Source organism: Aeromonas schubertii, from assembly GCF_000820105.1.
GTDB lineage: Bacteria > Pseudomonadota > Gammaproteobacteria > Enterobacterales > Aeromonadaceae > Aeromonas > Aeromonas schubertii.
Genome location: NZ_CDDB01000048.1, coordinates 25,085 through 45,798 on the forward strand (window position 1 = coordinate 25,085; position 20,714 = coordinate 45,798).

General features: G+C 59.1%; 13 protein-coding genes. 12 read left to right on the forward strand and 1 reads right to left on the reverse strand.

Annotated features, from left to right (window positions below; all coding sequences use genetic code 11):
• Positions 1–69: 69 nt before the first annotated feature.
• From BN1133_RS09490 to BN1133_RS09545, 12 genes are all read left to right on the forward strand, one after another.
• On the forward strand, positions 70–1,320 hold the full coding sequence (locus BN1133_RS09490) for a methyl-accepting chemotaxis protein (RefSeq protein WP_050666304.1): 1,251 nt from the start codon (positions 70–72) through the stop codon (positions 1,318–1,320).
• Positions 1,321–1,469: 149 nt separating this feature from the next.
• Positions 1,470–4,322, forward strand: coding sequence for a bifunctional [glutamate--ammonia ligase]-adenylyl-L-tyrosine phosphorylase/[glutamate--ammonia-ligase] adenylyltransferase (glnE, locus tag BN1133_RS09495; protein WP_197273666.1), 2,853 nt, complete (start codon positions 1,470–1,472; stop codon positions 4,320–4,322).
• Between the two features lie 55 nt (positions 4,323–4,377).
• Positions 4,378–5,376, forward strand: coding sequence for a sensor domain-containing diguanylate cyclase (locus BN1133_RS09500; RefSeq protein WP_050666306.1), 999 nt, complete (start codon positions 4,378–4,380; stop codon positions 5,374–5,376).
• Positions 5,377–5,442: 66 nt separating this feature from the next.
• On the forward strand, positions 5,443–6,216 hold the full coding sequence (locus BN1133_RS09505) for a DeoR/GlpR family DNA-binding transcription regulator (protein ID WP_050666307.1): 774 nt from the start codon (positions 5,443–5,445) through the stop codon (positions 6,214–6,216).
• A gap of 24 nt (positions 6,217–6,240) precedes the next feature.
• Complete coding sequence (gene glmS / locus BN1133_RS09510; protein WP_050666308.1) at positions 6,241–8,073, forward strand: glutamine--fructose-6-phosphate transaminase (isomerizing); 1,833 nt, start codon at positions 6,241–6,243, stop codon at positions 8,071–8,073.
• Between the two features lie 144 nt (positions 8,074–8,217).
• Positions 8,218–9,045, forward strand: coding sequence for a heteromeric transposase endonuclease subunit TnsA (locus BN1133_RS09515; protein ID WP_050666309.1), 828 nt, complete (start codon positions 8,218–8,220; stop codon positions 9,043–9,045).
• Entirely contained in the window at positions 9,032–11,119 is a 2,088-nt protein-coding gene (locus tag BN1133_RS09520) for a Mu transposase C-terminal domain-containing protein (RefSeq protein ID WP_050666310.1), read from the forward strand. The genes BN1133_RS09515 and BN1133_RS09520 overlap by 14 nt, the downstream gene beginning before the upstream one ends.
• Positions 11,112–12,725, forward strand: coding sequence for an ATP-binding protein (locus BN1133_RS09525; protein ID WP_050666311.1), 1,614 nt, complete (start codon positions 11,112–11,114; stop codon positions 12,723–12,725). The genes BN1133_RS09520 and BN1133_RS09525 overlap by 8 nt, the downstream gene beginning before the upstream one ends.
• Before the next feature lies 1 nt (position 12,726).
• Positions 12,727–14,220, forward strand: coding sequence for a TnsD family Tn7-like transposition protein (locus BN1133_RS09530; protein ID WP_050666312.1), 1,494 nt, complete (start codon positions 12,727–12,729; stop codon positions 14,218–14,220).
• A gap of 5 nt (positions 14,221–14,225) precedes the next feature.
• A complete protein-coding gene (locus BN1133_RS09535) occupies positions 14,226–15,827 on the forward strand; it encodes a Tn7-like element transposition protein TnsE (RefSeq protein ID WP_231686258.1) in 1,602 nt (533 codons plus the stop codon).
• A 150-nt stretch (positions 15,828–15,977) separates the two neighbouring features.
• Positions 15,978–18,332, forward strand: coding sequence for a sensor histidine kinase (locus BN1133_RS09540; RefSeq protein ID WP_197273667.1), 2,355 nt, complete (start codon positions 15,978–15,980; stop codon positions 18,330–18,332).
• The gene (locus BN1133_RS09545; protein WP_050666315.1) at positions 18,329–19,252 is read left to right on the forward strand and encodes a hypothetical protein; all 924 of its coding nucleotides are present in this window, start codon (positions 18,329–18,331) and stop codon (positions 19,250–19,252) included. Before BN1133_RS09540 ends, BN1133_RS09545 begins: the two co-directional genes overlap by 4 nt.
• Here the strand turns inward: BN1133_RS09545 and BN1133_RS19680 are convergent.
• On the reverse strand, positions 19,208–20,509 hold the full coding sequence (locus BN1133_RS19680) for a DNA cytosine methyltransferase (protein ID WP_082177975.1): 1,302 nt from the start codon (positions 20,507–20,509) through the stop codon (positions 19,208–19,210). The two genes, BN1133_RS09545 and BN1133_RS19680, sit on opposite strands and share 45 nt — an antisense overlap.
• Positions 20,510–20,714: the final 205 nt, after the last annotated feature.

Below are 20,714 nucleotides of genomic sequence, written 5' to 3' on the forward strand. Positions count from 1 at the left end.
CATAAAAAACAAGATAATGCCGATACCCTGACGGTCAAAGGGGATTTCGCATGTCCAAGGAGAGTCGTGATGCGGTTTAATGCCATCGAGCGTCGTATGAGTGATGTTCGCCTGCTGCCCAAGGTAGTGATCCTGATGGTGGTCAGCACCCTGCTGCTGCTGACCAAGCTCTGGTTCGATGCCAGCCACCTGGAAGAGACCCTGCTGCAGGGGGGCATAGAGGCGGGTCAGGCGGGGGAGATTGCCCAAAACCTCATCTGGAGTGGTCTGATGGAGACGGCCCTGATGGGGATCTTCTTCGTGGTCTTCCTGCTGGCCGGCTCCCGCCTCATGGTGCGTCAGGTCAACTATCTGGTCGGCCTGCTGCACCGCTTCTCCCAACAAGACCTCAGCCACAGGGTCGAGCTCAACTCCAAAGACGAGTTCGGCGACATCGCCCGGGCCGTGGCCCACTCCCAGGATCACCTGCGACAGGTGTTCGGCAACCAGCGCGGCATCAGCAAGGAGCTCGGAGAGATCGCCTCCCAGGTCACTCTTTGCATGGAGGAGGCCAACGAGTCGATCAGCGAAGAGTTTCGTCAGATAGAGCAGCTGGCCGGCGCCATGAGCGAGATGGCCGCCTCGGTACGCGAAGTGGCCGGCCATGCGGAGCAGGCCTCCCGGGCCACCAGCGAGAGCCGCGCCCTGGCCGAGCAGGGGCAAGGCTATGTGGCCGAGACGGTGACCACCATCTCGGCCCTGTCGAACAATATCCAGCGCTCCTCCGGCGTGGTCAGCGATGTGGAGCAGGGGGTGCAGCGCATCGGCTCCGTGGTCGATACCATTCGCAGCATCTCGGAACAGACCAACCTGCTGGCCCTCAACGCCGCCATCGAGGCAGCCCGTGCCGGTGAAGCGGGACGCGGCTTTGCCGTGGTGGCCGACGAGGTGCGCAGCCTGGCCAACCGGGCCCAGGCAGCGACGGTGGAGATCCAGCAGATGATAGAGCAGCTGCAGCAGAGCGCCCGTCAGGCCACCCTGTTGATGAGCGAGAGCGTGGCCCAGGCCGATCGCGGTGTAGAGCAGGTGAACCGGGCCGGGGATCAGCTCGGCACCATAGTCAACCGGGTACACGCCGTGGCCGACATGAACTATCAGATCGCCACCGCCGCCGAGCAGCAGAGCAAGGTCGCCGAAGAGATGGAGGACAACCTCACCCAGGTCAAACAGATCGTCGAAGGCTCTGTGGTGGTGATCCGCGAGCTGCTCGAGGCGAGTGGCCAGGTAGAGGCCCATAGCCGGGAACTGGATAGCACCATTCAGGCCTTTAAGCTGGATTAATCCCTCCTGTCACAACAGAGTGCCACGACACCGTGGCCCCCTGGCCACGTTGGTTGTGTGCGTGCGCTCCCACCGCCGGCACCGCGCTGTGACTTAGCGCGGCACAGTGTTAGATTGGCGGGCATAGTCAGTTGCAAAGGAACCTTGCCGTGACCCTGCCCGCCTCCCTCCTCCCCCTCGCCCAGCGCCACTGGCAGCGCCTGCTGGAACAACAACCAGAACGAGCCACCCTTCCCGAACCGGTTCGCGACGCCCTGCTCACCCTGCTCGGTCTCTCGGATTTCGTGGCCGATGCCCTGCACCGGGAGCCTGCCTTGCTCGAAACCCTGCTCGGCAGTGGAGAGCTGGAGCAGGCCGAACGCTGGCCCAATTACCCGGCCCAGCTGGCCGAGGCCCTGAGCGACGTGCAGGATGAGGAGTCACTGAAGCGAGCCCTGCGCCGCTTCCGCCGCCATCAGATGGTGGTGATCGCCTGGCGCGAGCTACTGGGACTGGCCCCGGTGGAGGAGAGCTTCGTCCACCTGACCAGGCTGGCCGATGCCCTCATCGGTCAGACCCGTGACTGGCTCTATGAGTTGCAGTGCCGCGAGCTTGGCACCCCGCTCGACGGCGAGGGCAACCCCCAACCCCTGCTGATCCTCGGCATGGGCAAGCTGGGCGGTGGCGAGCTCAACTTCTCGTCCGACATCGATCTTATCTTCACCTTCCCCGAGAACGGCTACACCCACGGTGGCCGCCGCGAGCTGGCCAACCAGCAGTTCTTCATCAAGCTGGGCCAGCGCATCATCAACGCCCTGCACCAGAGCACGGTCGACGGCCAGGTGTTTCGGGTCGACATGCGGCTGCGTCCGTTCGGGGACGCAGGTCCACTGGCCATCTCGTTTGCCGCCATGGAGGACTACTACCAGCACCACGGACGCAACTGGGAACGCTACGCCATGGTCAAGGCGCGGGTGATCGGTGACGAGTGCCATTACGGCCGCGAGCTGGGCGAGCTGCTGCGCCCCTTCGTGTTTCGCCGCTACATCGACTTCGGGGTCATCGACGGCCTGCGCCAGATGAAGGCGATGATCGCCGCCGAGGTGCGCCGCAAGGGACTGGAGGGGAACATCAAGCTGGGCGCCGGCGGCATTCGTGAGGTGGAGTTTATCGTGCAAGCCCTGCAGCTCATCCGCGGTGGACGCGAGCCGGCGCTGCGAGTGCGCCACCTGCCGGACGCGCTCTCGGCCATCGCGGCGTGCGGTGCCCTCACCGGCGAGGAGAGTGAGCGCCTGCTCTGTGCCTATCGCCTGCTGCGCCGGGTCGAGAACCTGCTACAGGAGATCGGCGATCAGCAGACCCAGACCCTGCCCACCGAGGAGCGGGATCGCACCCGCCTGGTTCATGCCATGGGGCTGCCAGACTGGGCCAGCCTGATGGCTCGCCTCGACGGGGAGATGGCGGCGGTGCACGGCGAGTTCGTCAAGGTCGTGGGCGAGGAGAAGGAGGCGCCGGCCCACCTCGAGCAGGTGTGGGTGGATCTCTGGCGCACCACGCTCGATCGCGACGAGATCATCGCCCTGCTGGGGGAGCAGGGGGTGAACGAGGAGGCGAGCAGCGCCATCACTACCCATCTGCTCCATTTTAAGGAGGAGGCATCACGCCGCCCCATCGGCCCTCAGGGGCGCACCGCCCTGGACTGGCTGATGCCGGAGCTGTTGCGGCTGGTGATCGGAGAGTCCCAACCCGGCCCCCTGTTCGATCGCCTCTGCCAACTGTTGACCCGCATCTTCACCCGCAGCGCCTATCTGCAACTGCTGGCCGAAAACCCGGGAGCCCTGCGCCAGCTGGTGCGCCTGTGCGCCGCCAGCCATCTGGTGAGCGAGCAGCTGTCGCGCTACCCCATCTTGCTCGACGAACTGCTCGATCCCCAGCACCTCTATCACCCGACCCCGCTCGATCACTACAAGCCCCAGCTGCGTCAGTTCCTGCTGCGCATCCCCGAGGAGGATGTGGAGCAACAGATGGAGGCCCTGCGCCAGTTCAAGCAGGTGCAGCTGCTGCGCATCGTGGCGGCCGACATCGCCGGCGCCCTGCCCCTGATGAAGGTGAGCGATCACCTCACCTGGCTGGCCGAGGCCATCATCGAAGAGGTGGTCAACCAGGCCTGGAGCCAGATCACCGAACGTTATGGGGTGCCACCGGAAGTGGCCGAGAGCGGCGAGCGCGGCTTTGCGGTGATCGCCTACGGCAAGCTCGGCGGCATCGAGCTCGGCTACGGCTCGGACCTCGATCTGGTGTTCCTGCACACCGGCGAGCCTGCTGGCTACACCAACGGGGCCAAGTCCATCGACTGCCGCCAATTCTACATCCGCCTGGCCCAGCGGGTGCTGCATCTCTTTAGTACCCGCACCCCCTCGGGCATCCTCTACGAGATCGATATGCGGCTGCGTCCCTCGGGGGACGCGGGTCTGCTGGTCTCCTCCCTCGACGCCTTCGAGCATTATCAGCAGCGCGATGCCTGGACCTGGGAGCACCAGGCCCTGGTGCGAGCCCGCCCCGTCTATGGGGACGAGCGACTGCTGGCAGGCTTTGCCCGGGTGCGCCAGGCCGTGCTTTCGCGAGAACGGGAGCGGGCCCTCCTCTCCAAAGAGGTGCGCGAGATGCGCGCCAAGATGCGCGACCATCTGCTCAAGGCCGGCCCCGGCGAGTTCGACCTCAAGCAGTCGCCGGGAGGCATGGTGGATATCGAGTTCATCGCCCAGTACCTGGTGCTGGCCCATGCCGCCGAATACCCGGAGGCCCTCACCCGCTGGTCCGATAATGTGCGCATCTTCGACGAGTGCGTCATGACAGGGGTATTGACCCTGGAGGAGGCCGAAGGGCTCAAGCAGGCCTATCTGGAGATCCGCGATCTGGGGCATCGCCTCAATCTCTCGGAGATATCCCGCCGGGTCTCGGATGATCGGCTCACGGCGGAGCGCCACCATGTGCTCACCCTGTGGCAACGCCTGCTCGAATAAGGCCCGGACTCCTGGCCTACACTTAGGCGGAGATCGCAGGTAAAAGGAACACAAGGTGGAGAAGCAGGGGTTACTGCAGCTCTCCACGCTCGACGAGCAGACCAGGACACAGATCCTGGATCTCGTCAGCGATGGGCTCTGGCTATGGAATGCCAACAGCGGGGAGGTGCTGCGCTCGGCCTCCTGGTGCCGCATGCTGGGCTATGAGCCGGGCACACTGGCCGCCAATCCCCTCACCTGGGAGCGCCTGCTCCACCCCGATGACCATGCCAGGATCCTGGCCCTCCTCGATCAACTGATGGAGGAGGGGGGAGACGAGGTGTGCAGCGAATATCGCTGCCTGAGTCAGAGCGGCGACTACCTCTGGACCGAAGAGCGGGCGCGCATCCTGAGCCGCAACCCCGATGGCAGCGTGGCCCTGATGGCGGGCAGCCAGCGTCTGGCGCAGGATCGCAAGGATCGCCTCGAGCAGCTCAACAGCCATACCCTGAGTCTGGAACGACAGGTGGCCCTGCGCACCGCCGAGCTGCAGGAGCTCAACGCCTCCCTGCTCGAGCAGCTCGAACAGAATCGCCGCCTGGCCGAGACCGACAGCCTGACCCAGGCGGCCAACCGCTATCAGGCCGAGCGAGTACTGGAGCAGGAGTGCGCCCGGGCCCATCGCTTTCGCCACCCCCTCTCCCTCATCGTGCTGGATATCGACAACTTCAAGGGGATCAACGATCGCTTCGGTCATGCCACCGGCGATAGCACCCTGATCAACCTGGTCGGCCTCATCAATCCCCACCTGCGCCGCATCGATCTGCTGGCTCGCTGGGGAGGCGACGAGTTTCTCATCATACTGCCCGGCACGCCCCTGCAAGCCGCCCGTGCCGTGGCCGAAAAGCTGCAAGCCCTGGTACACGCCCACTCCCCCCTGGAGCAAGAGCCGGTGACCCTCAGCATGGGGCTGGCCCAATTCCAGACCGACGACACCCCGGAGCGGCTTACCCAGCGAGGAGACAGGGCCCTCTATCGTGCCAAGGGGGCAGGAAGAGACTGCATCTGTGATTAAAGCGCTTCACTTTTCCACAAATTCACTGCTAAACTTTCGACATTCTTTCGAATCGAAACTTATGAAGTGACAAAACGCAATACCCAACAGCGCCGCCACGCCATCGTCGCCCTGGTACAAGAGCAGGGCGAAGTGAGCGTCGACACCCTCGCCAGGCACTTCTCTACCTCAGAGGTCACCATCCGCAAGGATCTCGCCGTGCTGGAAACCGGGGGGCTGCTGCTGCGCCGTTATGGCGGGGCCATCCCGCTGCCCACCGAGATGGTGGCCGAAGAGAACCCGGAGCAGGTTTCGAAGCGAAAGCAGGCGATTGCCCGTGCTGCCGCCGAGCGGCTGCGCGACCACAACCGGGTCATCATCGACAGTGGCACCACCACCAGTGCCATGATCCCCCTGCTTGGCAGCAAGCGCGGCCTCATCGTCATGACCAACTCCCTCAACGTGGCCGGCGCCCTGCGCGAGTTGGAGAACGAGCCGACCCTGCTGATGACCGGCGGCACCTGGGATCCCCACTCCGAATCCTTCCAGGGTCAGGTGGCCGAACAGGTGCTGCGCTCCTACGATTTCGATCAGCTCTTCATCGGGGCCGATGGCATCGATCTGGAAAGGGGCACCACCACCTTCAACGAGCTGGTGGGACTGTCACGGGTGATGGCCGAGGTATCGCGCGAGGTGATCGTCATGGTGGAGTCCGAGAAGATCGGCCGCCGCATCCCCAATCTCGAGTTGCCCTGGAGCCGCATCCAGACCCTGGTGACCGACGACGCCCTGGCCCCCGAGGCCAGGGAGAAGATTCAGGCTCAGGGGGTGACGCTTATCTGCGCCCCCATCAATAACTAACTGTTTATTTTTAGGAGAGTTTCTATGTGTGGCATCGTCGGGGCCGTCGCCCAGCGTGACGTGGCAGAGATCCTGGTCGAGGGGCTACGCCGCCTCGAGTATCGCGGTTACGACTCGGCCGGGGTGGCCGTGTTCAGCGCCCAGCACCCCCTGCAGCGGGTGCGCCGTCTCGGCAAGGTCGCCGAGCTGGCCAAGGCCCTCGACGAACAACCGGTGCACGGCGGCACCGGCATCGCCCACACCCGCTGGGCGACCCACGGCGAACCCTCCGAGCGCAACGCCCACCCTCACCTCTCCGAGCACATCGTCGTGGTGCACAACGGCATCATCGAGAACCACGAGGCGCTGCGCGAGGAGCTCAAAGCCCAGGGTTACCAGTTCACCTCTGACACCGACACCGAGGTGATCGCCCACCTGGTGCATCATGAGCTCAAAGAGGCGCCGAGCCTGATCGCCGCCATGCAGCGCGCGGTGAAGCAGCTGCGCGGCGCCTACGGTACCGTGGTGATGGACACCCGTGACGACAGCCGCGTGGTGGTGGCCCGCTCCGGCTCCCCCCTGGTGATCGGCCGCGGCATCGGCGAGAACTTCATCGCCTCCGACCAGTTGGCCCTGCTGCCGGTGACCCGCCGCTTCATCTTCCTGGAGGAGGGGGACGTGGCCGAGGTGACCCGCCGCGACGTGCAGGTGTTCGACGTGGACGGCAAGCCGGTGGTACGCGAGGAGAAGGAGTCCGACATCTCCCACGACGCCGGTGACAAGGGCGAGTATCGCCACTACATGCTCAAGGAGATCCACGAGCAACCGGCCGCCATCAACCAGACTCTGGACGGGCGTCTGGGCCTCGATCACGTGGTGGTCGAGTCCTTCGGCAACGGCGCGCGCGCCATCTTCGACCAGGTCGAGCACATCCAGATCGTCGCCTGCGGCACCTCCTATCACTCCGGCATGGTGGCCCGCTACTGGTTCGAGTCCATCGCCGGTGTCTCCTGCAACGTAGAGATCGCCTCCGAGTTCCGCTATCGCAAGTCGGTGGTGCGCCCCGGCAGCCTGCTGGTGACCCTCTCCCAGAGCGGTGAGACCGCCGACACCCTGGCCGCCCTGCGTCTGGCCAAGACCAGCGGCTACATGAGCTCGCTGGCCATCTGCAACGTGCCGGGGTCGTCTCTGGTACGTGAGTCGGATCTCGCCTTCATGACCCGCGCGGGGGCAGAAATTGGCGTGGCCTCTACCAAGGCCTTCACCACCCAGCTGGCCGGCCTGCTGATGCTGGTGGCCGCCGTCGGCCGCTGCCGCGGCAACCTGGATGCCGCCGCCGAGGCCAACCTGGTCAAGGCCCTGCAAGCCCTGCCCCAGCGCATCAAGGAGAGCCTCTCGCTCGCCAAGCAGATCGAGACCCTGGCCGAGGAGTTCGCCGACAAACAGCACAGCCTGTTCCTGGGCCGTGGGGATCAGTACCCCATCGCCATGGAGGGGGCGCTCAAGCTCAAGGAGATCTCCTACATCCACGCCGAGGCCTATGCCGCCGGTGAGCTCAAGCACGGCCCGCTGGCGCTGATCGACGCCGAGATGCCCATCATCGTCGTGGCGCCGAACAACGACCTGCTGGAGAAGCTCAAGTCCAACGTGGAAGAGGTGCGCGCCCGCGGTGGCATCCTCTACGTCTTCGCCGACGCCGAGACCGGCTTCAAGAGCGACGACACCATGCGGGTGATGAACCTCAACCACGTGGAAGAGGTGATCGCGCCCATCGTCTACACGGTACCGCTGCAGCTGCTCTCCTACTACGTGGCCCTCATTAAGGGCACCGACGTGGATCAGCCCCGCAACCTGGCCAAGTCGGTCACCGTCGAGTAAGCAACAGGGCCCCGAAAGGGGCCCTTGTGGGATGAAAATAGAGTTTCATCCTTGAAAATAAAGTCTCACCATTAAAAATAGAGTTTCATCATTTGGCCAACATCGACTAACCTCAAGTTATCAACAGTCGATGTTGGCCTTTCTATGTCAGGGATTTACAAGGGACTGAATCAGGGACAGATAGACAGACGGATCAGGGAAGGCCGTGGCCAAGGTCACGGACCTGACTACAAGCCGTTTATCTATACCAGGGACGTATCGTCTCTCGGTCGTTCCCACCGTATTTACGGCAACAAATGCCGGCGTTTACACCACCTCCTCTCCGATCTGGAACTGGCTGTTCTCCTTACATTCGACTGGTCCCCTCATGTCATCGACATCCGAGAGCAGTTTCCCCTACGTGTCGAAGACACCGTCAGGCTTGCCCAAGAGCACGGCCTCCCCCACGGCAAATTCCAAGGAGCCGCGCAGGTGCTGACCAGTGACTTCTTGGTAGACTTCGACGATCAGTCCAGGCCGACCATTGTCTTCCAAGCCAAGTACAGCGCCGATCTGGCGAAACCCGAAGTCATAGAACGCCTTGAGTTAGAGAGGCAATATTGGGCTGAAAAGAACATACCTTGGTACATCGTCACCGAGATGGATTTCGCCAAGACAGCTTTCAACAACATCCAATGGCTTTACCCGGTACAGACGGAGAATGAAGTAGCAACAGATGATCTGGAACGCTACCTGGAGCTCTTCTCAAAGGAATTTATGCAAGCTCCCGACAGGCAAATAACCGCAGTGGCGCAGAGCCTCGACATGGTTTACGAACTGGAACCAGGACAGGCGTTGTACTGGCTTCGCCAACTCTTGGCCCGCCGTTACTTCATCTTCGACATCACGGCCCCTTACAGGACCTTGCGGGGAAGCCAGCTCACACTCAACGACGACTGGCAAGGAGTCACCCAAGCCTATGCTGCCGGTTAACCAAGTTTTCAGGGTTGGAGACAAGCATTTTCGCCTCCTGTGGTGCGATGCCGAGACGGCCTTTTGGATCGATCTCGAGGACAAGACGGCTTGGCCGGTGCCGATAGCTACCAGCGAGTTGGAAAACATGCTGCTGGACGGTGCCGTGGAACCCGCCGAAGACCCGTTCTTAGACTCGACGCTCAGGGAAATAGAGGAAGGCAGCCCGGAATGGGAGAAAAGAGAATCTGCTTGGGAAATGCTCCGAGGTGAGGTAGGGGGCGTCGGACTTTTCTTCAGGAAAGGGCGAGGGCCAGCCGTTATCCGAATAACCCAGACACATGGCGTCACCCACCAGACCGTCTACCGATTGCTGAAACGGTATTGGCAAAGGGGCATGTGCAAGAATGCGCTGCTTCCAGACTACGTAAAATCTGGAGCCAAGGGCAAGGCAAGGAAACCAGGTGGGCAGAAGCTGGGAAGGCCGAGGATTGTTCGCAACGGGACGGGCAGCAACGTCACCGAAGACATAGCCCGGATCTTCCGGCAGGTGATCGAAGGAAGGCTTCTCAAGGAGAGCCACCCTGTCATCACTGATGCCTACGCCAGCGCCGTGAATCTGATCCGGGCTAGGTACCCGGCGATGGTGGTAGAGGATCTGCCGACCCCGGAACAGTTCAGGTACTTCTTCAAGAGGGAATACACAGCGGTCTCTGTGGCCGAGAAGCAGTTCACCTCAGTGGACTTCGCCAAGGACGTCAGGCCCCTCAAGGGCACGTCTACGGCCGACACCTTGGGTCCAGGTCATCGCTACCAAATTGACGCCACCATTGCGGATATCTACCTAGTGTCCGAACAGGACCGCAGCCTCATAGTCGGTCGACCCGTCATCTACTTCGTGGTCGATGTCTTCAGCCGCATGGTGACTGGCATGTACGTTGGGTTCGAGGGGCCTTCTTGGGCCAGCGCCATGATGGCGCTAGCCAACGCAGTAACCGACAAAACGGCCTACTGCCGGGCGTTCGGCATAGACATCGAGCCTGAGCACTGGCCGGTTGGTGGCCTCCCTGATGTCATCCTCGCCGACAAGGGTGAGTTGAACGGCACCAAAGTCGAGCCGTTTGCCGAAGCCTTCGGTGTCCGCATCGAGAACGCGCCAGCTCGGCGCGGGGATGCCAAGGGAATCGTCGAAAGGAAGTTCCGCACCGTGCAGGGAGACTTTAAGCCTTACGTCCCTGGCGTGGTGGGGGAAATCACCAGCCGCAAGCGCGGCGGTAAGGATTACCGGCTGGATGCTACCTTGACCCTGCCGGAGTTCACCAAGCAGATCCTCGACTCGGTGCTGTACTACAACAACTATCGCCCCCTGTCCAAATACGACAGGTCTGAAGGTATGCCCGGCGACTTGCCGGCCATCCCCCTGGCGTTGTGGCGTTGGGGATTGACCAACCTCACCGGCCGTTTGCGCCAGGCGCCGGATGAGTTGGTGCGCATCAACCTGCTTCCCCACGACTTCGCCACATTGTCCGACAGGGGAATACGCCTGTTCGGGTGCTACTACACCTGCGCCGAGGCAATGAAGTTGGGGTGGTTCCACAGGGGGCTTGGCCAGCGGCCATCCAAAGTTCAAGTAGCCTATGATCCGCGTAGTGCGGACCATATCTATGTGAGGCCGAACCAAAGTCTGAAGGATTACTGGGTTTGCGACCTTGCCGATTTCAGCCGGCGCTTCAGAGGGACCACTTTCTGGGACGTATGGAACCAGACTAGGTCTGAACGGAAAGCCGACGCCAACGCGGCCATGGCGGCGATTGAGGAACGTGGCAAGCTGCTAGAGAGGATGGAGGAGGTTACAGCGCAAGCAGAGGCGCAACGTCCGGAACGGACAGGCCTCACCAAGAAGAACCTGGGTACCCAGATTCGCGAGAACAAGCAACAGGAAAAACGCCACGAACGCCGTCATGCAGCCTTCAAGCCTGCCAAGGTGCGGCAGGACAAACCTGCCGATGTGGTCCCGCTCAAAGGCGGCAAGCCGGACGACTACGCCTACCCAGACATGAGCGACCTTATCTTCGGGGAGGGTGACGATGACTGACAAGGTCCGCCGCGGCGCCATCCCCCAGGCTAGCTATCAGGAGCAGCAACTGCCCGAGTACGACGGCAACCCCCTCATTAGCGCCCTGCCGCCCATCCCCGGTTTTCAGGACGTGGTAGCCCAGCTCCAGGCCTTGCCCGCCTTCGATCCTCAGGAGGCTTTGCTGGACGGTCGGGTCAGAGCCCATGCCATAGCCCGTTTGCTTCATGGCTTCTTCCAGCCCTTGACCCACCATCTGGAGTTGGAAGGCAAAATCAGCCTGATGATCCGTCAGGGCTACATAGGCCGAAACCCGGCCAATGGCGCCTGGTATTCACACCTCCAAAACGGCTACCGCCGAGTGGAGGAAGAGGATCTGGATGTAGCCATCTACCAAAGTGTTTCCTCCACGGCCAGCAGTTTGTCGCTGTTCGGTTGCTCGGGCTGCGGCAAGACCCGCACTCTGGAGCGGATCCTGGGGATGTATCCCCAAGCCCTCCACCATCCCGAATACAACATCACTCAGCTGACCTACTTGAAGGTCGACTGCCCCATAGATGGCGATCTGGACGAGCTGTGCCTGAGCTTCTTCAATCAGGTGGACAGGGTACTTGGAACCCATTACAGCCGTAGCCACGGCCGCAAGAAGCTGGGAACCAAGCGCCTACTGGCCAGCATGTGCCAGATAGCCAACCTTCATGCCCTCGGGGCCCTCATCATCGACGAGGTCCAGAACCTCAACGAGGCCAGGTCGGGTGGCGCCGAGAAGATGCACAACTTCTTCGTGTCCCTGGTCAACACCATAGGGGTGCCCATCATCCAAGTGGGCACACACCGGGCCAGCAAGTTCTTCCAGCGCACCTTCAGGGCGGCGCGGCGGATTTCCGGGCTGGGCAGCATCCGCTGGGACAGGCTGCCTAGGGACGAGCACTGGACGAGGCTCCTGAAGCGCCTCTGGAAGTTCCAGTGGTTGAGGGAAGCTGCTCCCCTTGATGAGGAGTTGGAAGCAACCATGTATGAGCTGACCCAGGGGGTCATGGATATCGTGGTCAAGCTCTTCGCTCTGGCGCAGATCCGGGCCATAGTGACGGGCGCCGAACACATCAGGCCACCGCTGCTACGTAAGGTCTTTGAGGATGAATTTAAACCGGTTCATCCAATGCTGGCTGCCCTGAGGAGCGGCAGACCGGAGCTTGTCGCCAAGTACGACGATCTGCTGATGCCGGAGATTGAAGGCCGGCTGATCTCCCTCAGCCGGTCGCTGGACAGGGCAGTTTCACTCAAGTCACTGTCGCCCCCGGTCGACGACAAGGCCAAAAAGCTGGCCTCCTTGCTCGAGGCGATGGAGATCCCGCTGGACATTGCTATGCCCATGGCCGACGAGTTAGTGGCCGATCACCCTAGCCTTCCATTGGCGACATTGGTTCATAAAGCGACGGCCTACCTCGCCCAGGATAGGCCCAAGGCGCCGACCATCTCTAAGGTGAAACGGACCGAGTGGGGCCGCCTACCCCAAGGTGACTTGAGGCGGCTCTATGCGGACGGGTCCGAGGTGACGGCCTACGACAGCTTCAAGAAAGCAGGTCTGGTGTTCAACCTACAGTCGCTGCTGGGAAAGGTGGGCTGAGATGTACTTCCCCAGGCTCTACCCGGACGAACTGCTCTACAGCGCCATCGCACGCTGCCGGGTGCACCTGGGAATAGGTAGCCACAAGGGCCTTTTAGCCATGCTGTTTGGCGACACCAGGGTGGCTGCGGTCACCGACCTGCCCAGCCACCTGCAAAGCCTGGCAGGCAACACCGGCTTGGATCCGGAAACACTGGTGGCCAACCACACCCTCTTCCCCCTCTACGCGCCATTCATCCCCAAGCAGCGCCGTTTCAAGCTTCATCAATCCATGCTTGCCCCGGACCAACCCGGCTCCATAGGTTTGGCGGGCGCGTCGACAGCCCTTGTCAAATGGCCGGAATGGTTGCGCTACTGCCCGCTCTGCTTCGAGGAGATGGTGGCGAACCTCGGCGAGCCCTATTGGCGGCGCTGCTGGCAGGTGCAGGGCGTGGACGCTTGTCTCGAGCACGGCTGTCTACTTCTCGATTCCCCCATCCCGTTTCGGCGGACGCACAGGCATGAGTTCCACGCTGCCACCCTGCTCCCCGGCGGCAGAGCTATCCCTGCCGAAGCCGCATTGACAAGGCTCGCCACCGCCCTGACGCAGCTCCTGGCGTACCGGGGCGGGAGATCCCCAGGATTTGCGGGCTGGAGCAACTTCTACCAGCGGCTGGCCACGGACTGCGGCGCCCGGCGGGGTAGACAAGTCAGGACCGATGCTATCTGGCGGATGATCCAGGACACCCATTCTAGGGACTGGATCATTGCCAACGGCCTTTGGGCCGCCGAACCGCCGCCCTGGCTACTGGCCCTGTTCAGGAAACACCGCAAGGCCTTCGGCTGCCTTCAGCACCTGATCGTCTGGACCAGCTTACGCCCGGGACATGATGTCGGCGGGATCATAGAGGAGGCGTGGACATGCCGCCTAAGCAGGCATCAGGCTGACCAGCCAGAGTTCTTGCTCTCGGCAGAACCTGAACAACGGCAGTGCTATCGCGCTATCTGGACTGCCGCTCTTGCTGCACATGGTGGTCCTAAAGCTGCAAGGAAATGTGAAGGTCAGGCGGTTTACGCCTGGCTGTATCGGCATGACAGGGGATGGCTGCTCGCAACCAACCGGAGCAGGACATCCCGGAAAGGCAACCACGATCATACCGACTGGAGGCGCCGTGATAGAGATCTGGTGCGCCGGTTGATAAGGATCGAGCTGGACTCTGCCGAGAAGATCGGCCTGCCGCGCCGAAGCCGCAATTGGTTCCTGCACCAACTGCATCATCATGCCTCGGTTGAGCGTCATCTAGCTCAACTTCCCCTCTGCCACGCCTTTCTGGAACGCTATGCCGAGTCAGTGGGTGAATACCAGATCCGCCGCCTGACCCGGGCGGCGCTGGAAGACGCCGCGGCCGGAAGGTGTTCCAAGCGTTGGCAGTTGGAGAGACGCTGCGGGCTGATCAAGGGAAGGACAGCCCCTCTGGCGGCCGCATTTATCGCGTACATGGGAGAGTGGGATTGAGCCGTGTGCTATTTCGTCAGATACCCAAGGGAGCCAGGCTGCTGGCAATGGGAAACTTCTTCAAAGAAAGCGACCCAGACGCCCAGTGGCGGCTGGCGGCTTTCCTCAACCTGGGCAGTGATATGCTGCCGCGCCGATTCGGCCTAGAGATGCTATGCGTGATGGGGCTTGGCCGTGAGTTCATCGCGGAAGATAAGACCCCCTACATATCGCACGGTTTCCTTAAAAGACTGGTGTTGCCGCCAGTGGATACATGGCGGGAAAGCACCTTGGGCGAATGCCCCCGCCTGTCCAGAAGGCTTGCCCGCAATCCTGAGGTGGCCAGCCAACGCTGCTTCGTATTCGAGGCGAATGGCCTGATCGTCTGGCTCCCCAAGTTCGAACTGGCACGCAAGCTTTTCTTCCATGCTGGCTTTCTGGTGCGCTCGGCCTTCGAGCCCAACGGCCTGGACATGGTCTTCTCGGTGCAGAAGGAAGAAGAGACCATCCACATCCGAACGCCGGCGAAGACCGGGGCCCCCAGCCAGCTGCTTAAGATCAAGGGGTACCGGGACCACTTCAGCTGGCTGCTGCTGGACCCGGACGTGCGAAGTTCCTTCGAATCTATCTGGCGAAGCCTCAACGAGGAGCAGGACACTGGGGGGACGAGGTATGCCAGATGGCGGTTCAATTTCATCCCGCCGAGCTGCCTATCCGGCGTCACCATGGAGGCCCAGGGCCCCCTGGACCAGGACAGGAGGGAGTTGTTGGTATGGGAGATCAGGGGGCTGCTGGGGCTCAGGTTCGACTGCCGGGACGAGATCCACTTCCACCATCCTTCGCTCCGCCTGTCCGTAAAGGGGGAAGGCGGCGGCCGGATGCCTCCGGCCCCGGGGACCGAGGAAATCGAGGTGGATGAGGAAGAAGAGCCTGATGATGGTAGGGGGCGGCAGTTGCTCGAATTGCCCATAGAAGGCATAGCCTTCGACGAACATCCGGCGACACGGATCGCCTACCAAGGCCAGCGAGCTACCGGCCAAGGTAAGAGGGTGGATGACGACACGGTTCCCGGCGGGGAGGCGAGAATTCTGGGTTTGGCTGACGACGTCACGGGAGGCACAGTGGTACCTGGGGAGTTCCAGCAGTTGGATGTACCGAAAGACACAGGTCAGTTTCCCAACCGCTTCGTGATGCTCAGGGATATTATCCGGCAGATAGCCGAGGAGCCCGGCATCGAGCTGCTGGAGTTGGAGGTGAAGCCCCTGCCCCAGGTGCCGCGCTGCAGCTACCATATGATGGACGAAAATACGCTCCGTTGTTACTTGATGGCGAGGTTCAGGCTGGAAGATGGATGGGAGCGGTACTTGTTGGAAGTTGATACTTCCGATAACAAGAAGCGACTGTCCACCCGAATCGTGATCTTCCGAGCAGAAGCAAACGCTAGAGATTGTATCGATAGAATACTTAAAGATATGGTTAAGTTCTCTCTGAGATGGCCAACACTCATGGAAAAGGTCTGCAAGTCTTTTCATTCGATTCATCACCCAAAAGAAAATTCGACGGATCAACTTCAGGTAAGAGTTGATGCTTGGGTGCTGCGGTTGAAGGAGGGAGTGAAAGCGTTATAGGTGATGATGAGTCATGGCGGCAATATAAACAGAGTCTTTTGACTACCACATCTTTAGATGGCCTCAACCCTCGGCATGAATACACCGCTTATTTTCGATTAAAAATCAAACATATCCAGATAAGTCGAGATCTGGCAAAGGATGATGAATTTGTCTGAAAAACAAAACCTACACTTCGATGTCAGTACTGGCCTAAAACGTGTGTTGGGTCGGGAGCTCATTACTGATGACGAAGTCGCGATATTCGAACTCGTCAAAAATTCATTCGATGCAGGTGCAGACAGCGTGCAACTGTACTTGGGCGATGAAGCTATTGTCATCGCCGACAACGGTTCCGGCATGTCTTATGAGGATCTTACAGGCAAGTGGCTGTTTGTTGCCTACTCGTCAAAGCGTAGCGATCGGCCTGCTGATGACTTCCGCAATATTGCAGCCGAGCGTAGGCACTATGCCGGCAGCAAAGGCATTGGTCGTTTTTCGTCTGATCGCCTGGGTGAGGAGGTTGTCATACAAAGCCGCCCTCGGGGCGAAACCAATGCGGTCCATCGGCTGACTGTCGATTGGGAGCTGTTCGAAAAGGATGCCCAGGAGCATTTCGAGAAAGTTCCCGTTAGATACGTCAAGCAGGGCGCTTTTGAGCTGCCGACCGAGCTGGATGAGTTCAAGTCAACCCTCAAACATGGCACTGTGGTCACTATCCAGCGGCTGAGACTGCCTTGGTCGCGACAGCGCATCTTGGACCTAAAGGCGTCGCTGGCAAAACTTATCAACCCCTTTGGCGAAGAGACTGACGGCTTCGGCATTTATATCACTGCGCCTGCCGAGAAGGCAGAGGACGAGCGATTTATTGCCTCTCAAGTAAAGGAGGGAAAAGAGGTTCTGCCCAAAGATCTGGTCAATGGCCAGATTGGTAATTTCATCTTTGCCACATTGCAGGACAAGACGACATTTATTCGGGTAACTATCGATGGTGATGAGTTGCACACGGCACTTACGGATCGTGGCGAGGTCATCTACCGAATTGTCGAGCCAAATCCATATCAGCATCTCTCGACGGCGGGTTTCAGGTGCGATATCTACTACCTCAACCAGTCTGCAAAGGTTACGTTCACTCGACGTGTCGGCTTGCCGTCAGTTCAGTTTGGATCGGTTTTTCTCTTTAGGAACGATTTTCGCGTCTATCCGATCGGCGAAGACGGAGATGATTGGTTTGGCTTCAATCGTCGCAAGCAGCAAGGTTATGCACGCTTTTTGGGCTCACGCGAAATCATTGGACGCGTCGACGTTTCCGGGGCCGATGAAGACTTCCAAGAAGCCTCCAGTCGCAACCAAGGTCTGATCGATACTCCTGCTGTCGAACAGCTCCGCAAGGCGGTCATGGAGCACTGCCTGAAACGTCTGGAGAAGTATGTGGTTCCGGTATCTTGGGTCGACAAACCGGATGCCGAGACCGACGACCTGTCTAGATTGCTGACAGATCCTGGACGCGCACGTGTAACAGCAGCCGTTGCCAATCTCGTTGACAACGAGAAGGTGCAGCTCATTGAGTACAGCAAGCGGCTTATCGACTTGATTAACGAACGCTCCAGCGATTTCGAGACATCGCTGGTCAGTCTGCGTTCTATTGCCGAAAAAACGGACGATAAGGGGATGCTTGCGCGGCTCGACGCAGCCGAGCGCCGCTTCGATGATTTGAAAAGGTCTGAGGCCGACGCACGCAGAGTAGCCGATCAGGCGCTGGAGGCTGCTGCGGCCGCAAACCGCCGCGCAGATACCGCTGAGGCGGAGGTAGAGACGGAGCAGCGGCGTGCGCATTTTCTGGAGTCGTTTGTCAGCGTAGATTCCGCCACAATACTAAATCTTCATCATCAGGTGACTATATATGCCGTAGACATCGCTCAGCAAATTGAGAATTTCTTAACTGAGACTGCTGGGGAGGTATCAATTCCCCGCGACACAGTTCTTAAGACGCTGGAGCAGATGGCCTTCCTCAATCGGAAAGTCATGTCAGTAACGAAGTTTGCTGCAAAAGCGAAATTCAAGCTTGATTCCGAAAAAATAGAGACCGATCTTGCTGCTTTTATCTATGACTACATCGAGCAAATTGCTCGTACCACCGGCAGTGCTCGGTTGCAGATTGCAGCCGAAAATACTCACCCTGGTATGAAACTACGCTTCAATCCAATCGATGCCGCGATTGTTGTTGACAACTTAGTTAGTAATGCACGAAAGGCTAAGGCGTCTCGTATTAACTTCATTCTCACGCAAGAGAATAAGAGCGGCCTTACTATTCATGTGAGTGACAATGGGCGAGGTCTTGCTCCAGGCACTAATGGTTCGCGCATTTTTGAAATGGGTTACACGACAACGATGGGCTCAGGCCTCGGTCTCTACCATGTCCGGCAAGCTCTTGGCGAAATGGGGGGCAGTATCGAACTCGATGATGAAATAGAAAAAGGGCTGGGTCTCGTCATTAAGATCGCAGCAAAGGGGAGAAAGGTGTGAGACTCGATTTTAACGTGCTGTGGGTGGATGACCAGCCTGCTAGTGTGGCCCATCAGATCAAGAGCATCGCGTTGCAGATGGCTAACGAGGGATTTGAGTTCAAGCCTCGTCAGTGCACGACGCTCGCTCAAATGGAAGAGGTCATTTCTGAAGACGTATTCACGGATGAGGTTGATCTGATCCTGGTGGATTGGGATCTAGGCAACAACGAACACGGCGAAGATGCAATCGAGCGTATTCGCCAGATCGTTCAGTACAAAGACGTGGTCTTCTATTCTGGGCAGGCTGCGGTCGTAGAGTTACGACAAAAGGCCTACGAAAAGCAACTAGAGGGTGTCTACTGTGCCGGTCGAGCAGACCTTGTCGACGAAGTGATAGGCGTTTTTGAGTCACTGATCAAGAAGGTCCTCGACCTCGATCATACTCGTGGCATAGTTATGGGAGCCACGAGTGACATCGACCATATGGTCAACACATGCCTGACTTTGGCGCACAACAAGCTCAATGACATGGGCAAGGCCAAATTCATTGAGGAAGCGATGAGGCGTGTGATGGAACAAGTCGAGAATATCGCGAGGCAAGGCGAGAAGTTAAAAGTCGCACCTAGTGTTGAAGCTCTATTTAATACTCATATGCTTTTTACATCGGACCATCGCCTTCGCATGTTGGCGAGTATTCTGGGTATGGACGAATTCGAGGCGCATGCGACTGGTATAGCGACTGTTAAAGCGTATCGCGAGGGTGTTGTTCGTGAGCGCAATACCCTCGGACATGCAGTTATGGTTCCCCAGGGCAAGCCCAACTCCGTCATTGATGATGCAGGCAAAGTCGTCGACATGGTGCAGATGCGAGAGCTTCGCAAATTGATTCTGAACCTACGTGCTGACTTCCGCGCCTTGCTGGACTCCATGCAGACCTGAGTCGACCTGATGCTCATCTATCCTCGGATTCGCTGATTGACGACTGAACAGTTCCACTAATGTTTCTCCAATCGCTCTTGCGGCGAGTGGTGGTACAGCATTGGCCACCTGTGTGAAACGAGGCACTTCTTGTTTCCTCCGGTGGCCGCCTGATGTGTACTTGCCTTGAAATGAGTACCAGTCGGGGAAGCTTTGTAGCCGCGCGTTCTCCCGAACGGTCAGAGTGCGCGGCTCGGAATAATGCAGTAAATCATCAGGCATGCTTGTTATAGTCGGCGATGGGCGATCTGGATCAAGTACACGCAAAGCCATTTTCTTCAGACCAAATCTCTCACGCATTTCGGCCCCGACGCTTTTATTTAAACGCCCCTCAGCATGGCTAAGCTCAATGAGCTGTTTGAAGCGATCAACAATATCCTCGCGATGTCGAGCTAGACGCAAATCAGTGGGGATTATGCCCCCTGTATTCATTAATTTTTGGTAGTGGGTAAGAGGTCCCAGATAACATGTTTCTTCAAAGCCATTGCTCTCCAATGATTGTCGTTTTCCGTTTCGCGCAACTTCGAGATCAGAAATAGCGGCAGATGAAGAAACTGGAGCCGTCAAGCGAAGTGAGCGTAAAAATGAGGGAAGGCGGTTTTGAAGGTGCAAGAATGGATTTGGTACATTCAGCTCAGTGCGGAAAGCAAGGATAAAGTAGCGTGTGCGCGCCTGTGGCACGCCAAAGATTGAGAGATCAAGTAGCTCTTCATAAACCATATAGCCATCAGACAGCCGATTCTTGAGGAGTTGGGAAAAATTCTTGATCTCGTCACCTGCACTGAAATCGATAGTAAATCCACGCACATTCTCGATCAATACGGCCTTAGGCTTGAGTATATCGACCAACTTCAAATATGAATCAAATAACTGGTTACGCGGATCATCATGTTGCCGACGTCCTGCAGCAGAGAAACCCTGGCATGGAGGACCGCCAACTAATACATCAATGCTTCCCGAGATTTTCTCGAGTTGTTCTCGGTAATCACTAAGAATTTCATTAACACCAATGGGCTCCGTAGGGAGCCAGCTTGGCCAAGTGTAACTATGGGGCGTTTCCTCAGCTAACAGATTCTTTTTTAGCGTGGCGAAAGCAAAGGCGTCACGTTCAATGGCAAAGTGGCCAACTAGCCCTGCCTGCATCAAACCGAGAGAAAGACCGCCACAACCTGCGAAAGCGTCGATGAATGTCAATGGTTTAGTGGAGGTTCTTGGCATAGTGTTTGTTTCTTTGGTATTTCAGTTAGGTAGGTGACAGACCAATTATGCCCGGCCCGACATCATATAGCCAGGCACCTTTGCAACTATCACATTTTGTAGGGTTGAAACGGTTCTTTGCTCACAAATCCAGTCATGATTTTGAGGAGGTCGGATCACGTGTTGCTCTGTCGCTCAGGATTAGGGAAGGTGCGAACAAGTCCCT